This window comes from Paenibacillus sp. PAMC21692, from assembly GCF_014303795.1.
Taxonomy (GTDB): domain Bacteria; phylum Bacillota; class Bacilli; order Paenibacillales; family Paenibacillaceae; genus Pristimantibacillus; species Pristimantibacillus agaridevorans.
This window is the reverse complement of sequence record NZ_CP060293.1, coordinates 3,582,519-3,596,135: the sequence shown is the minus strand read 5'-3', so window position 1 is coordinate 3,596,135 and position 13,617 is coordinate 3,582,519. Positions and strand designations below refer to the sequence as shown.

At 55.1% G+C, this 13,617-nt stretch carries 13 protein-coding genes and 1 riboswitch; of the genes, 5 read left to right on the top strand and 8 right to left on the bottom strand.

Annotation, left to right across the window (positions count from 1 at the left end):
- Positions 1-64 precede the first annotated feature (64 nt).
- The 5 genes from H7F31_RS14155 to H7F31_RS14135 all read left to right on the top strand — a co-directional run bounded on the left by H7F31_RS14155 (position 65) and on the right by H7F31_RS14135 (position 4,027).
- Positions 65-1,009 (top strand): phosphoenolpyruvate carboxykinase (ATP), encoded by a 945-nt coding sequence (locus H7F31_RS14155; RefSeq protein WP_187104702.1) that lies wholly within the window; start codon positions 65-67, stop codon positions 1,007-1,009.
- Positions 1,006-1,323 carry a lasso peptide biosynthesis PqqD family chaperone gene (locus tag H7F31_RS14150; RefSeq protein ID WP_187104701.1) on the top strand — a complete coding sequence of 106 codons (318 nt, stop codon included), beginning with the start codon at positions 1,006-1,008 and terminating at the stop codon, positions 1,321-1,323. Before H7F31_RS14155 ends, H7F31_RS14150 begins: the two co-directional genes overlap by 4 nt.
- A gap of 22 nt (positions 1,324-1,345) precedes the next feature.
- Positions 1,346-1,759 carry a lasso peptide biosynthesis B2 protein gene (locus tag H7F31_RS14145; RefSeq protein WP_187105349.1) on the top strand — a complete coding sequence of 138 codons (414 nt, stop codon included), beginning with the start codon at positions 1,346-1,348 and terminating at the stop codon, positions 1,757-1,759.
- Complete coding sequence (locus H7F31_RS14140; RefSeq protein ID WP_187104700.1) at positions 1,756-3,558, top strand: ABC transporter ATP-binding protein; 1,803 nt, start codon at positions 1,756-1,758, stop codon at positions 3,556-3,558. Before H7F31_RS14145 ends, H7F31_RS14140 begins: the two co-directional genes overlap by 4 nt.
- Before the next feature lie 139 nt (positions 3,559-3,697).
- Complete coding sequence (locus H7F31_RS14135; RefSeq protein ID WP_087566664.1) at positions 3,698-4,027, top strand: helix-turn-helix domain-containing protein; 330 nt, start codon at positions 3,698-3,700, stop codon at positions 4,025-4,027.
- Between the two features lie 10 nt (positions 4,028-4,037).
- On the opposite strand, the gene H7F31_RS14130 is transcribed toward H7F31_RS14135, so the two are convergent.
- The 8 genes from H7F31_RS14130 to H7F31_RS14095 form a co-directional block, all read right to left on the bottom strand.
- On the bottom strand, positions 4,038-4,199 hold the full coding sequence (locus H7F31_RS14130; protein ID WP_179215383.1) for a hypothetical protein: 162 nt from the start codon (positions 4,197-4,199) through the stop codon (positions 4,038-4,040).
- Positions 4,200-4,212: 13 nt separating this feature from the next.
- Positions 4,213-4,297, bottom strand: a riboswitch (cyclic di-GMP riboswitch).
- Positions 4,298-4,580: 283 nt separating this feature from the next.
- Positions 4,581-5,618, bottom strand: a complete 1,038-nt coding sequence (galE, locus tag H7F31_RS14125) for a UDP-glucose 4-epimerase GalE (protein WP_187104699.1) — start codon at positions 5,616-5,618, stop codon at positions 4,581-4,583.
- A 193-nt stretch (positions 5,619-5,811) separates the two neighbouring features.
- Positions 5,812-6,450, bottom strand: coding sequence for an RNA polymerase sigma factor (locus H7F31_RS14120; protein ID WP_187104698.1), 639 nt, complete (start codon positions 6,448-6,450; stop codon positions 5,812-5,814).
- The gene (locus H7F31_RS14115; protein ID WP_187104697.1) at positions 6,447-7,373 is read right to left on the bottom strand and encodes an ATP-binding cassette domain-containing protein; all 927 of its coding nucleotides are present in this window, start codon (positions 7,371-7,373) and stop codon (positions 6,447-6,449) included. The genes H7F31_RS14120 and H7F31_RS14115 overlap by 4 nt, the downstream gene beginning before the upstream one ends.
- 2 nt (positions 7,374-7,375) lie before the next feature.
- Positions 7,376-10,177: an ABC transporter permease gene (locus H7F31_RS14110; protein WP_187104696.1), complete on the bottom strand. Its 2,802-nt coding sequence runs from the start codon at positions 10,175-10,177 to the stop codon at positions 7,376-7,378.
- Positions 10,174-11,223, bottom strand: a complete 1,050-nt coding sequence (locus tag H7F31_RS14105) for an efflux RND transporter periplasmic adaptor subunit (protein ID WP_187104695.1) — start codon at positions 11,221-11,223, stop codon at positions 10,174-10,176. Before H7F31_RS14105 ends, H7F31_RS14110 begins: the two co-directional genes overlap by 4 nt.
- Positions 11,186-11,878: an ABC transporter ATP-binding protein gene (locus tag H7F31_RS14100; RefSeq protein WP_187104694.1), complete on the bottom strand. Its 693-nt coding sequence runs from the start codon at positions 11,876-11,878 to the stop codon at positions 11,186-11,188. Before H7F31_RS14100 ends, H7F31_RS14105 begins: the two co-directional genes overlap by 38 nt.
- Before the next feature lie 3 nt (positions 11,879-11,881).
- Positions 11,882-13,351: an ABC transporter substrate-binding protein gene (locus H7F31_RS14095; RefSeq protein WP_187104693.1), complete on the bottom strand. Its 1,470-nt coding sequence runs from the start codon at positions 13,349-13,351 to the stop codon at positions 11,882-11,884.
- Positions 13,352-13,617 lie beyond the last annotated feature (266 nt).

The following is a 13,617-nucleotide window of genomic DNA, read 5'->3' as shown; positions in this document are numbered from 1 at the left end:
GTACAAGGGCGGCCTGCCCCTTAATTCCATTGAACATTATAAGCATCGTCAGGGAGTGAACGTGATGAGTATATCAGGGAAATCGACACGTTATCGATCATTCGGTATGGTCATTGAAAGCGAGTTTCCGCTGCCGGAGCTTCGACCCTTTGACGCATCTCATGATGATGCGCAATCGCTGCCTCGCGTTGTCATGTCCGAGCGTCCTCTTGAGGCGTTGTGGCAGGAGCTGAGAAGCGATCACGAGCACCTGGCCGTCGGGGAAGGATTTGTGTTGATTCGGGTACCGGACACGGCCATCTTCGCCATGAAGGACGGCAACGAGATTTGGATATCCCCATTCGAAAATGCCGACAGGGATAAAATCAGGCTTTATTTGCTTGGCAGCTGCATGGGCATCATCCTGATGCAACAACGAATTCTGCCGCTGCATGGCAGCGCGATCGCCATCAACGGTCACGCGTACGCCATTGTGGGCGCATCTGGCGCTGGAAAGTCCACGCTTTCCTCCTATCTCCTTGAGCAAGGCCACACGCTGCTCAGCGACGATCTGATCGCCGTACATACGAGAGAGCAAGAGGTTGCTCCCATCGTCATGCCTGCATATCCGCAGCAAAAAATATGGCAGGAGTCCATGCAATTGCTTGGCAGGTCAGCCGCAGGGCTAAAGCCTTTATTCGAGCGGGAAACCAAATTCGCCGTCCCTGTCCCGGACGCCTTCTGCGATAGACCGCTTCCGCTTGCGGGCATATTCGAGCTCGTTAAAGACGGGAACAACACAAATATTGTTCCAATCGAGAAACTAGAACGATTTCACACCTTGCTTCGACATACGTTCCGCGGGTTTCTGCTGGAACCGCTTGGCTTGATGGAATGGCATTTCCAGACGCTCGCGGAGTTCGCGGGACGTATCGATATGTTCCGTCTATCCCGTCCGTCTGTCGGGGACAGCCTTGCGGACCTTCACCGATTTATAATCCAATCAACAAAGAAGGAGATGTTTTTATGATAGAAACAACGCCTCTGGCTTTATCGGATCTCGTGTCCTCTTGCAAGGATAATATCGTTAGCAATATGGGCGGCGAGAAAGTGATGCTCAGCATTAAAACCGGCAATTACTATAACCTGGGTAACATCGGGGGTTACATTTGGGACGGAATCGCGACTCCTGTCACGGTTGGGGCGCTGATTGATGCATTGACAGTGGAATTCGCTGTCGGAGCCGAGCAATGCGAGGAGCAGGTCATCTCATTCTTGGAACAGCTTCGAAAGGAAGGTTTGATCCTTGTTAACGAAGAGAATAAGAGCGTTGCTATCACTTGATCGACATACCGTCCTCTTGTTTATGGAGGCTTTTCTTTTTTTGGGCGCGGCGAAGCTCAAGTTCCGTCGTGAATTCGCGAAAGTTGCTCCCGAGCTTGGCCGCAAGACCGATGAAACATCCTTCCAGCTCGACGAGCGGCATGTTCGGACCTTAAAACATATCCGCTCCGCAATTAACATCATGAGCCGGCATACGCCATGGGACAGCAAATGTATGGTGCAAGCCATGGCAGGCATGCGCATGCTGGATAGGCGCGGCATCCCCTGCACATTGTATCTTGGCACGGCAAGAGACGAGTTCGGCAAGCTGATTGCCCATGCCTGGCTCCGCAGCGGCACTTTTTACATAAGCGGGCATGAAGTGATGGATCAATTCGTCGTCGTCGAGAAATTTGCCAAACATGCCCATCCGGGCCGGTCAGAGAGGTTCCTATGAAAGAAATATGGCATTACGTCAAACAATTGTTTGCTTATTCCGGAGCGTCCTTGTACATCAATCTGTTCGGCATGGTTGCCGGCAGCTTGCTCGAGAGCGTAGGCCTCCTCCTCCTCATCCCCTTGCTTGGCCTTATCGGCCTAGTCAGCCTGGACGTAGGAGGAGGTTATTTCACGTGGATCGGCGAGCTGCTAAGCGGCTTTTCCACAGTTGCCGCGTTATGTATCGTGCTCGGCGTCTATGCCGTAACAACCGTCATACAAAATCTGATCTATCGCAGCGTGATGATTCAAGGCGTTCTGCTGCAACAGCGATATTCGCGTCAGCTAAGAATGGATACCTACGGCAGCGTGCTCGGGGCGAGCTGGACTTACTTTCTACGCAAGCGGGGCTCCGATATTATCAACGTGCTGACGATCGAACTGGCGCGCGTGCTCGGCGCCATGAATACGTTTCTCCAACTCGTCGCATCCGTCATTTTTACTGCGATTCAGGTCGGCATCGCCTTCTGGCTGTCGCCAATGCTGACATTGTTCGTACTGGTCTGCGGCATCATCCTCGGACTGCTCTCCCGCCGCTTCATTCGCAGGGCAAAAGAGTTAGGCAGCCAGACTTCTTTAGTATCGCAGCAATATTTGGCCGGCATCACGGATGGGATGAACGGCATGAAGGATATTAAGAGCAATTCGCTGGAGCGCTCACGAATGGAATGGATGCAAGGGCTGATGGGCAGCATGATTCGCGAGCAGATGTCCTATGTTACGCTGCGAATGAATTCCCAACTGTTGTACAAGCTCGCCTCCACCGTTCTGATCGCAGGATTTATTTTGGCCGTCTTCCTCCTGTTCCGAACGCAAGGCATACAGCTGCTTACGATTACGGTCATCTTCGCCCGTCTTTGGCCGCGCTTCACGGCTATCCAATCCAGTCTGGAGTCGCTCGCTTCTATGGCGCCCGCATGCAAAGCCGTCCGTTCGTTGACTCGAGAATGCCAAGAAGCCGCAGAGCATTTTGCGTCATCGAAAGATTCCATTGCACCTCTTGCCGTCAGCGAAGGTATCGAATGCCGAAACATCCAGTTCCGGTATAGTCCGGATTCGCCCGTCTCGCTCAGCGAAGTTAATCTGTTTATACCTGCCGGCTCCATGACCGCAATCGCCGGACCGTCCGGAGCAGGCAAAAGCACGCTGATCGACGTCATTATGGGACTAATGGTCCCGAGCGCGGGCGAAATCGTCGTAGACGGCACGCCGCTAGTCGGCGAAACGCTGGCCGCTTATCGCAGGTCGATCGGTTATGTGCCTCAGGACCCGTTCCTGTTCAACGCAACGATCAGGGAAAACATGACGCTGGTCCTGCCGGACGCAAGTGATGAACAGATTTGGGAAGCGCTTCGATTCGCATCATGCGAGGACTTCGTAAACAGGCTGCCGGAAGGACTAAATACCGTCATCGGCGATCGGGGCGTCCGCTTATCCGGCGGCGAACGGCAGCGGCTTGTCCTGGCGAGAGCTATTATCCGCAAGCCCTCTGTACTTGTGCTTGACGAGGCGACCAGCGCCCTCGATACGGAAAATGAGAGCAATATTCAAGAAGCCATCGACCGTCTTAAGGGGTCCATGACGATTATCGTTATCGCGCATCGCTTGACCACGCTGCGCGGCGCCGATCGGGTCTATGTTCTCCAGGGAGGCCGGATCGTGGAGGAAGGAGATTTTGCAAATCTTGCCGCCGATCGTGACGGTTATTTAGGCAAATCGTTTGACAAGATGTCTCCCGCCCATGTTTCATCGTTTTAAATTTACTTATAATTCCAATTAGTCCTGTTCCTTTGCATCAAATGAACCAAACTCCATTCATTTGCTTTCGTAATTGCAACAAATTCGTTATAATAGAATTCATATTGTTGCTATTGCGCTGGCCAAGGAGGCATCTGCTATGATTGGAGAAAGAATTCAAATGTTTCGCAAACGGAAAGGTTTTTCGTTAACTGAGCTCTCCCAAAGAGCAGGGGTTGCGAAATCGTATTTGAGCTCCATCGAAAGAGGGCTTCAGCAGAACCCTTCCATTCAGTTTCTTGAGAAGATCGGGGAAGTGCTTGGCGTGCCTGTCGAGGAGTTTGTAGGACAGGAACAAGCGGAAGGCAGCGCCGTCCACTTAGACCGGGATTGGGAGAATTTAGTTCGGGAAGCGATGGCTTCCGGCGTAAGCAAGGAACAATTCAAGGAATTTCTGGAATTTAATAAGTGGAAATTTAACCGCGAATAACGCTGTATTTTTATACAGCGTTTTCTTTAATAATGGATTGCCCCTGCTCCTGAAGGATACGCAGTACCTTGCTCACTTCTTCCGTCGTGAGTCCCTTCGAACGCGCGCTTAACATCAGCTCTACCCACTCCGCATCCAAATCCTGCTGGTTGTCCGATATAAATCGTGTCATCCTAAAATCCCCCACTTCGTTGGGGCGGTTGCACCACTGACTCCATGCGTTGTAAGGTGCCCAGATACTAAACGCACTTCTTCGTCTCCCATTTAATATGTATCCAAATTGTCCACAAACCAAATAATAGCTTATCTGGAACGAAGATGCTGTCGCTTTCTGTCTCCGGATTTTGAGAGATTGCTTCTCAATTTGTCGAATTTCTTGGAATCAAATGAAGAAAAAGGGGCAAGTATCCATTTTCCGAAGCGCTGTGAGGCTGACGGCTCATGGTTGACCCGGTCCTCCGCCTCGGGAATCCTGACTGCGGATCGTCCCATGACTTTCCGCCGAGTCGCCGCCAATATCGGCATCGCGACGCTGGACGACCTCCATAAACCTCTAGATGGGCTCTGCGTATACGACGCTGCCCGCGTAACCTCTCGGATTAGCAAGCTGCCACCTCCAGGCGTCCGCACACATCTCCGCAATGCCTCGCGTCGCCTGCCAGCCCAGCTCCGCATGCGCTTTGTTCGGATTGGCGTAGCAGGCACCAATATCGCCAGGCCGTCTTGCCGCAACTCGGTATGGAATCGTTTTTCCCGACGCCCGTTCGAAAGCCAGGATCATCTCCAGTACGCTATAGCCGCATCCCGTGCCTAGATTATAAACATGGATGCCGGCGGCGGAAGCCAGCTTATCGATGGCCCTAAGATGCCCCTGTGCCAGATCGACGACGTGAATATAATCCCTGACGCCCGTACCGTCGGGCGTATCGTAATCGTCGCCGAATACGGCAACTTCCTTGAGTTTGCCCACCGCGACTTGCGCGATATAAGGCATCAGATTGCCCGGCACTCCGCTCGGGTCTTCGCCGATCCGGCCGCTCTCATGCGCGCCGACGGGATTAAAGTATCGAAGAATGCCTATACTCCAACGCGGATCGGAGCAAACGAGATCATCCAGCATTTGTTCGATCATTTGCTTCGTTCGGCCATATGGATTAATAGCGCCGACGGGGGCTTCCTCAGAAATCGGCACCTGCTTGGGCATGCCGTATACGGTAGCAGACGAGCTAAAGAGCAACCGGCGGACGCCGGACTCCTCCATCACACTGCATAACGTCATCGTACTCATCAGATTTTGATGGTAATACTTAAGCGGCAGCTGCACCGATTCTCCAACGGCCTTTAGTCCGGCGAAGTGAATGACAGCCTCGATGTCGTGATTGCGGAATACCGTCCGCAGCGCCTCCCTGTCCACCAAGTCCTGGATATAGACCGGGAAATTCCTGTTTGCGATTTCGGCTACCCGATGAAGTGCTTCTCCGTGGCTATTGGACAGATTATCAATTACGACGATGTCCTTCCCTTGACTCAATAACTCGACGCAGGTGTGGCTTCCGATATATCCTGCTCCGCCTGTTACTAATATGGCCATTGCAGAACTCCTCCGATCAGCTTGAATTCCTTACAAAGAACGTTTTAAAGTTTAATTGTTCTCAATTAAGAACATTGTAACATACGTTTGTTCTTTTGTCTGCTAGAACATGATACAGTTCGTATAATAAACAAAAGCCCTCCCGCCGCCTTTAGAAGCGGCAAGAGGGCAATAGGCATATGGCTCTCAATCCCTAAGATCCTGTCCGGGCTGCCTTTAATAACAAGTCTTGCGGATCGTCCTTCATAATCCCGTTTGCCCAACGTTCGATCAATATCTTCATTCCGTTGAAAGGAACATGCTTCGCAGAAGTGCCCCGTCGAGTGTCCGCGTTGATCTCGCCTGGCTCGATATCGCTCCCGGACCGACATGACCGCAATTTCTCCCGCGCGCGGAATAACAGGGAGCGGACGGCGGACATCGTGTACCCCAGACCTTGGGCGATCTCGTTCATCGTATAGCCGAAATAATCGGCGAGCAGCCAGACTTTCAATTGATTGGCGGGCAGCTTGGCTGCCAGCCATTCTATCCACCCTTTGATCTCAAAATAGCAGCTGTCCCTGCGCCCTTCTTCCAGTGCCAAATCGCCAGACGTCTCGCGTATCCTTCGTTTCCTGTACCCGTCGATCCGCTTGTTCCTTGCGACCTTCATCAGGAAAGGCCGTATCTCCTTGATCTCTCCCCGCCGCTTATAGTAACGAAATGCCAGCGCCACCGTCTCCTGCAACAGATCCTCTCCGTCCCAGGTCGAGCCCGTCAAATAGACGCAATATTGCCGAAGCTCCCGCAGCCAGGGCTTAACGGCTTCTTCGAATGCGTTTCCGCTCGTCATGACGAGTCTCTCCTTTCCGTTGCATCCCCCGCCGCTTGAGGCTCCAGCCGAATTCCGGTATCGTCGATGATCAGCTTGACTTTATCTCTGATGGCAAGCCGTTCCCTGTACTCAGCCGGGATTTGCAGCCTCCCGAACCTGTCCACGACAGCGTATTCCTCGTAATCGCGGAACGCTCCGGCGGATACTTTAGCTGCTTCGTTGGCTGCGTCTTCCGCCGCTTTCCCTTCTTGCCCTCTTTCGGCTTCCCGCTTAATCAGCTCGGAGCTGGTCATCCCGTCGCGAATCGCTACGACGCGGTCAACCTTGCCCGCAAGCCCCATGTCGTGCGTGACGATAACGATCGTGACGCCGGTCTCTTCGTTTAGCTTGCGGAAGATGCCCATAATGGTATCGGCGGTCCCCGCATCGACAGATCCGGTAGGTTCGTCCGCAAGCAACAGCGACGGGCGGTTCGCGAGGGAGATAGCAATGGCCGTGCGCTGCTGCTCGCCTCCCGACAGCTGAACCAGCTTATTGCCGCTGCGATGCGTCAGCCCTACCCATTCGATAAGCTGCTTGGCATACGTCTCGTCAATGCGCCCCGCAACCATCATCGCCGTCTCCACATTCTCCAGCACGGTCAGATAGGGAAGCAGGTTGCGCGAATTATTTTGCCAGATGAAGCCGACCGTACGCTGCTTATAGAATACTCGCTCCTTCTCGGTCATCTGCAGAAGATCCCAATCGCCGATCAAGGCCTTGCCGGCAGTAGGGACGTCAAGGCCGCCAAGCACGTTAAGGAGCGTCGACTTGTAGCTTCCGCTATTGCCGATGATCGCAATCATTTCTCCCTCATTCACTTGGAGATTAAGCCCCTGCAGAGCAACGACCTCCACATCGTCCGACTTGAATATTTTCACTAATCCTTCGCACTGGATCATCCTTATCTCTCCTCTCCCAGCTTAACCGCTTGATGAACGCGAAGCTTCAAGATTTGCGCGATCAGCAGACTCCCCCCAACCGTAATCATGGCCACGACGATGATAAGAAGCTGCATGGTATCCTTGAGATCGAACACGATAACGAACGGCGGTACTTGACCGCTCGCCCCCGATTGAAGGAACGGGATAAAGAGCCGGCTCGCCGCTCGGCCGATGCCGAGTCCCAGAACGATCGCGAGTCCTGTCGTGAGCAGTTGCTCCAGCAGCAGCATGAGCGTCAACTGGCCGCGCATCAGCCCCGTCGCCCGCAGGATGCCGAGCTGCACTGTGCGTCTTGCCAAGCTGAATACCCAGAAAAGCAAATAGCCGATAAAGGAAATCGCCACCGAGACGATAAATCCCAGCGTCAGGATGCCGTAGGTACCTTCCCGCTCGGGCAGGAGCTTCCTCAGCTTCCATTCGTTGCGCGCGTCGCTAAGCGCGGACGTCTCTATGCCTTGGGCCCGCAAATGTTCGACGATCGGCATTGCCTTGGCGTCATCCTCCATGTCAAGCCACAACGCGTAAGGGGTCAGCGGGATATGCTCGTACAAGTAATCCAAATGCGCCACGACGAAAGGCGTGTCGGGGTCCAGCGACGGCCAATAATCGGAAATGCCCGCGATCACTAATTCGATAGGGGTGCCTTGCACCGTCATTTGGAGAAGGTCACCTTGCTTTAAGCCGTGTTTCTCCGCAAACATGCCGGAAATAATCGCGCCTTGCTCGTATTCGCCCATCCAGCGAAGCAAGGTGAAGGGATGGGCGCTCTCGTAGAGGTCGATACGCCACCATGAGCTCCGGGCAAAATCGGCATTATCGATGCCCATCAGCTTGCCCTTGCCAAGTCCCTTGCCCGCGATCGACAGTTCGCCTTCCAATTGCAGGACGCGAGCCGACGATCTCACCCCCGGCATATTCTCGAACGGTGTCTGGGGAGGCTCCGTGTAGACGGTATCCCGCGGCTGATCCTCCGGAATATAGTTGCCCTCCTCGTCAAACAGTTGGACCTCCCCTTCCCATACGGGCTGCAGCACGACATCGGCGCCGTTGCCGTACAGGAGCCTTTCGCTTTCATTGCGATCCATCGTTCTAGCGGCGGAAGCGTGGAAGATGCCGAGACCCAGCGTCATGATCAGGAGCAGCATCAGCGGATAATACGAGCGCTGCGAGCGCGACAGCTGAACGAATACCAGATGGAGCGAAACCGGCAGCAAGCGTCGGAACAACGAATGCAACAGTTGCAGCGTCAGCGGGAACAACCTCAAGGCGACAAGTCCTGCTGCGAACATGGCTGCCGCGGGAATGAGAAAAAATAGCGGCTGCACCTGCATTGCTCCTCCTTCTCCTGCGCCCCCGGTCAATACTCGTCCGCTTTCGAAGCCGTACCAACCTAGACCAGCCAGCGCCAGCAGAGCCGCATCAAGATACCATCGCTGCCACAGCGGCGGCCGGTCGCTCCTCGCCTGCCGCTTCTTGTAGGCCACGATCGACTGCTTCCCGAACGAGCCTAACGGAAGCGTGCCCGCGACTATGGCAACGACGACGGCCGCGAAGCCATACCAGCCGGACAAGACGCTCCAGCCGACTGCCGCTTCCTTGCCCGGCTGGAATTGCATAAAGCCGTCCGTCCACACCATGACGCGCGCCATCCCGATCGCCAGCAGCATGCCGACCAGCCAGGCGATCGCTCCCAGCACGGCGCTCTCCAAGAGGAAGATTCCGTAGATCAGTCGCATCCGGGCGCCCCGGCTCCGGAGAACGGCAATGTCGTTGCGCTGCCGCTCCAGCGCCTGACCGGCGTTCATATAGATGAAATAGAAACACATGGCGAGCATCGGCACGGCCAACGCAACAAGCTGCGCCTGCAGCTTGACGTCTTCGCTCCGAAACATCTCGATAAGTCCAAGGAAGCTTATATCGACGCGCAGCTCGCGCAGCATTCGGAACAGATCGCTCTCCAGCCGCTTCATGCTGTTCTCGAGACGCGCCAAGTCGCCGCGATCCAAATTCGCCAGTTCGTATAAGCCGTACCAATTGGCTGAGGCTACATTGCCTCCCAGCTCCCCCAGCACTCTCTCCTCCATGGCTTGCGGCGATATCATCAGCATGCCGGAGAGCGAGGCTAATCCCTGGTACCAGTACGGCGATCCTTCATCCTTCGGACGAAACACCCCGACAATGACGAATTCCGCCTTCTGGTTGCCGGTACGCGTCTGTACCGTGTAGGAATAGATATCCCCGACCTTCAGGAATTGGCGAGCAAGCGCCTCTTCCGATACGATGGCTTCGATCGGGCCTTCCTTGGAGGCGTCCCCGTACATCCGGCCGTCCGTCAGCTCCACCTGCTCCTTCATGCCGGTCTGCGACATTAACGTCATTTGCCGTCTGCGGTTGTCGGCCTTCCCCTCGCCGCCGGGTCGAAGCTGCGATTGCGCCAGAGAATACGCCTCGACGGATTGTTTTCTGGGATATCCGATTTGCGATGGCAGCCGGTTCGCGACATAATCGTTAACCGTCTGCAGCTCCTCTACCTTCGTATGCGTACCCCGCGCGGCCTGATAACGAAGCAGCAGCGACCCCGGCGGCGACGAACCTGCGTCCTCCGTCAGCGACGAAACCATCAATTTCTTTAGCGCATGCTCCGTATAGACCGGTATGCAGGCGGTAAACGCTACGGCAATCAACAAGCCCAGCATCGTGCTGGCCGTCAATATCCGGTTATTCCACATTTTTCGCCGGACGAACCGGAGCATCCCCTTCATCGCCCAACCACCTTCTGTCCGGGCTCAAGCCCTTTCAAGATCTCCACCTCGGTCGAGGTAGAAAGGCCAACCTCCACATCCACCTCGCGTTTGTTGCCCTCCGCATCGACCACCTGCACGTAATTTCTGCCCGAGCCCGTGCGCAGCGCGGCGGGAGGAATGAGCACGGCATCCTTCTTCCTCTCCGTAACGACGGCTGCGCTTAGCGGGGTGCCCGACTTCGCGTCCTTGGGAAAATCATCGAGTTCGATAAGCACGAACGCGTTGAGCGCTCCTCCCTTCCCGCCCGAAGCGGAAGCAATGGGCATCCGCGACACCTTGCCCTTGAAGCTGCCCAGAGTATTGATTTGCACCTGCGCCTCCATGCCGATCGCTATCTTCTCCTGGTCGGAAGCGGAGAACCCCGCCGCCACGACAAGCTTCGTCCAATCCGCAAGCTCGCCGATTGTCTCGTACGCGTTTGCCATATCGCCGACTTCCTTCGCGAAGGATACGATCGTTCCGTCGAAAGGGGCCGTTAGCTCCGACGCGTCCAGCTTTGCCTGCAGCTCATCCCTCTCGCTTACGAGCAGCTCGAAATTCAGCTCGTCAAGCTCTTTCTGCATTGGCGTGCGGCTGTCGTCCCTGAGCTTCTCGATCATGGCAAGCTCCGCTTGCCGAACCTCGATATTTTTGCGCTTTAACTGCGTCTCCAGCGTACCGGTCGCAAGCTTCGCGATGGTCTGACCCTTTTTCACCGTGTCGCCCGCTTTGACCATGAGCTCCGAAATCTGTCCGCTTTCGCCCCCGAATTTCAGTTCTTCTTGCCGGGCGGACATCAGCTTGCCCGTAGCGCTTACCTTCGTCTCTATGTCCGCCCTGGCCACGGTAAATTCCGGTTTTTTCGAAAGCTTGGGAGGCTCGATCAATTGGATCAGCTCCGCATCCGACGCTTCGGGGGACAGACTGCAGCCCGATGCTGTCATCCATATCGACGTGAGCGCTAACGCCAGCATGAACCTCCATTTCTTACTTCCCCAGCCTGCCATCGGCCATTTCATAAACATTATCCGCTACCTCCAGCATCGTTTGATCATGTGTCGTCATGCAGATCGTCATGCCATCGCCCTGCAGTTGCCGGAAAAGAGCCAATATCCGCTTCGACATTCCCGTATCCAGCTCGGCAGTAGGTTCGTCCGCCAGCAGGAGCTTCGGAGAAGGAGCGACCGCTTTCGCGATCGCCACCCTCTGTTGCTCTCCGCCGGACAACTCGTATGGGCGGTGCAGCGGCCGCTTGGCCATGCCGACAAGCTCCAGGCAAAGATTAATTCTCTCCTCCCATAAGCCGGACGGCGTGCCTGCCATGCGCAGGCCCAACTCCACGTTCTCCTTTACGGACAGCAGCGGATGCAACGCGTAGGATTGGAACACGAATCCAATTTGTCTTTGCCGCAGCTTCGTCCGGCCTTTATCGCCAAGAGCCTGAAGCGGTTGTCCATCCACGACTGCCGATCCCTCCGAGGGCAGATCCAGTCCCCCCATAATGTTCAGCAATGTCGTCTTCCCCGAGCCTGACCGTCCTCTAAGCATAACCAGGCTGCCGGCCGTCAGGGTCAAGTCGATTCCCTTCAGCACTTCAACGCGCGCAGCTCCTGCTCCGAATGACTTTTCTACTCCGCTAAGCTGAACGATCGGCGATTCCACTATGCTCCCCGTCTCCATGACTTACCCGCCAATGAAGATGGAAGTGGCCATACCTCCGAATCCGCCGTCGCCGCGTTCCTTCTCGCCGCTCAAATTTGCTTCGGCCAGCGCGTCCACGGCTCTGTCCATCAAATCTTTAAACGCCTCGTCCGGGCTTTTGCTGCCGCTCGCCGCCGCTCCGATCTCCTCTCCCGCTATCTTCGCAAAGCTGTTGCGGAACCCTTTGGGGTACCAATTCGTCGACTCCTTGGGCAACGGCTTCAATTGATAGAAAGGCGACAAATCGGATCCGCTCGCGCTGGTCTCGTATCCCTTTCTCGACTCCAGTCCCATCGACGTCTTTGCCCTAATCTTTGCCGCTTCTTCGCTGTGCACGTATTGGACAAACGTCCATGCTTGGTCGCTTTCCGCGGAAGCCGCGTTAACCGCGAAAATTTGGGAGATGTCGTATTCGCTGGTCTGATCCGGCGCGCTGGCGTCCACCGGCGCCGTCGCGACGCCCAAGTTGATCGGCTCGGGAGACTTGACTTCTTGAACGGCTTCGTCCGACCCGGACGCAGCTCGGAACGAAACGGCACCGCCCGCCATGCCTCCTTCGCTCATATTCATCAGCATGGGATTGTCGACCGTCATGGCCGCCCGGCCTTGTTGGAACAACATACCGTCCAGCGAGAAACCCTGCTCGGAGTTTTGCGGCATGAACACCGTTTTCCCCGCATAACCGCCTACCACGGCTTCGAAGATTTCCTTCCATTCCGGATCCGACATCGTCAGCTCCGTCGCGTCCGCGTTCAAGTAATTCAACCCCTTGGCGGCGGCCATATCCTGAATAAGCTTAAAGGCATTCTGATCGAACATGGAGGGCGCAAATCCGTAGATGCGGCTCTCGTCGTCCCCGTCCGCAGGGAAACGGGCCGCGAGCTGAAGCACCTCTTCCCACGTCATGCCGTCGCTTGGTTCCGGCACCCCGTATTTCGCGAACAGGTCCTTGTTGTAGTAGAGCGCCTTCGTATTAAAGGATGGAGACAGACCGTACAGCTTGCCTCCTCCGGAATCCCGCAGCAATTGAACGACACCTTCCACGATATTCTCGATATCGAAGCCGTATTGCTGAACCATCGCGTCGAGATCGTACAGCTTCCCGTCCGCCGCCAGCGTCTCGTATTGCTCCATCGTCAGCAGCACCACATCCGGCTGCTCGGCGTCAATGAGATCGGACATGGCCTGTACGGGATCCTTTTGCATGGAGACGTCCATCGTCGGAATGATCTCGAACTCTACGTTCGGATATTTGGCGTTGAACACATTGCCGTAACTTTGATAAAAAGATTGCTCGTTGAAATAAGCGACTTTGAGCGTAACGGGTTCTCCCGGATCCGGCACCTTGTCCTTGCTTTCCCCTCCCGATGAGCAGCCAGCCAGCATCGCCGCAATAACGGGAATCGCGATTAACCGTCCGTGCTTCCGTTCCCTATTCCAAACCGTCCTCATACCTTACTTCCCCTTTCATCGCATCCTATTGTAGTTGTTCACTCGTGACGATTATGGGGTTCGTCTCTTAGAAATGGCTTTGAATTGCTTAAAGGAAGCTTAAGGAGGGACAGCTGGAGCGCGTTACGAAAGAAGTAACGCACTTGTACTTTTGGGGGCCACAGGCGTTACTAACGCCTATGGACGCTATTCAGAGTTACTTTCCGATCCATCGGCGTTTTAACGTCTATGGCTGCTCGTTCGCCTGCTTTTTGGAGCCATAAGCG

Excerpts from the sequence above, each read along its gene's own strand:
- H7F31_RS14110 (WP_187104696.1), bottom strand. The coding sequence starts at position 10,177 with ATGAAGGGGATGCTCCGGTTCGTCCGGCGAAAAATGTGGAATAACCGG.
- H7F31_RS14135 (WP_087566664.1), top strand. The coding sequence starts at position 3,698 with ATGATTGGAGAAAGAATTCAAATGTTTCGCAAACGGAAAGGTTTTTCG.
- H7F31_RS14155 (WP_187104702.1), top strand. The coding sequence starts at position 65 with ATGAGTATATCAGGGAAATCGACACGTTATCGATCATTCGGTATGGTC.
- H7F31_RS14130 (WP_179215383.1), bottom strand. The coding sequence starts at position 4,199 with ATGACACGATTTATATCGGACAACCAGCAGGATTTGGATGCGGAGTGG.
- H7F31_RS14120 (WP_187104698.1), bottom strand. The coding sequence starts at position 6,450 with ATGACGAGCGGAAACGCATTCGAAGAAGCCGTTAAGCCCTGGCTGCGG.
- H7F31_RS14145 (WP_187105349.1), top strand. The coding sequence starts at position 1,346 with ATGGAGGCTTTTCTTTTTTTGGGCGCGGCGAAGCTCAAGTTCCGTCGT.
- H7F31_RS14095 (WP_187104693.1), bottom strand. The coding sequence starts at position 13,351 with ATGAGGACGGTTTGGAATAGGGAACGGAAGCACGGACGGTTAATCGCG.
- galE (WP_187104699.1), bottom strand. The coding sequence starts at position 5,618 with ATGGCCATATTAGTAACAGGCGGAGCAGGATATATCGGAAGCCACACC.
- H7F31_RS14100 (WP_187104694.1), bottom strand. The coding sequence starts at position 11,878 with ATGGAGACGGGGAGCATAGTGGAATCGCCGATCGTTCAGCTTAGCGGA.
- H7F31_RS14115 (WP_187104697.1), bottom strand. The coding sequence starts at position 7,373 with ATGATCCAGTGCGAAGGATTAGTGAAAATATTCAAGTCGGACGATGTG.
- H7F31_RS14105 (WP_187104695.1), bottom strand. The coding sequence starts at position 11,223 with ATGTTTATGAAATGGCCGATGGCAGGCTGGGGAAGTAAGAAATGGAGG.
- H7F31_RS14140 (WP_187104700.1), top strand. The coding sequence starts at position 1,756 with ATGAAAGAAATATGGCATTACGTCAAACAATTGTTTGCTTATTCCGGA.
- H7F31_RS14150 (WP_187104701.1), top strand. The coding sequence starts at position 1,006 with ATGATAGAAACAACGCCTCTGGCTTTATCGGATCTCGTGTCCTCTTGC.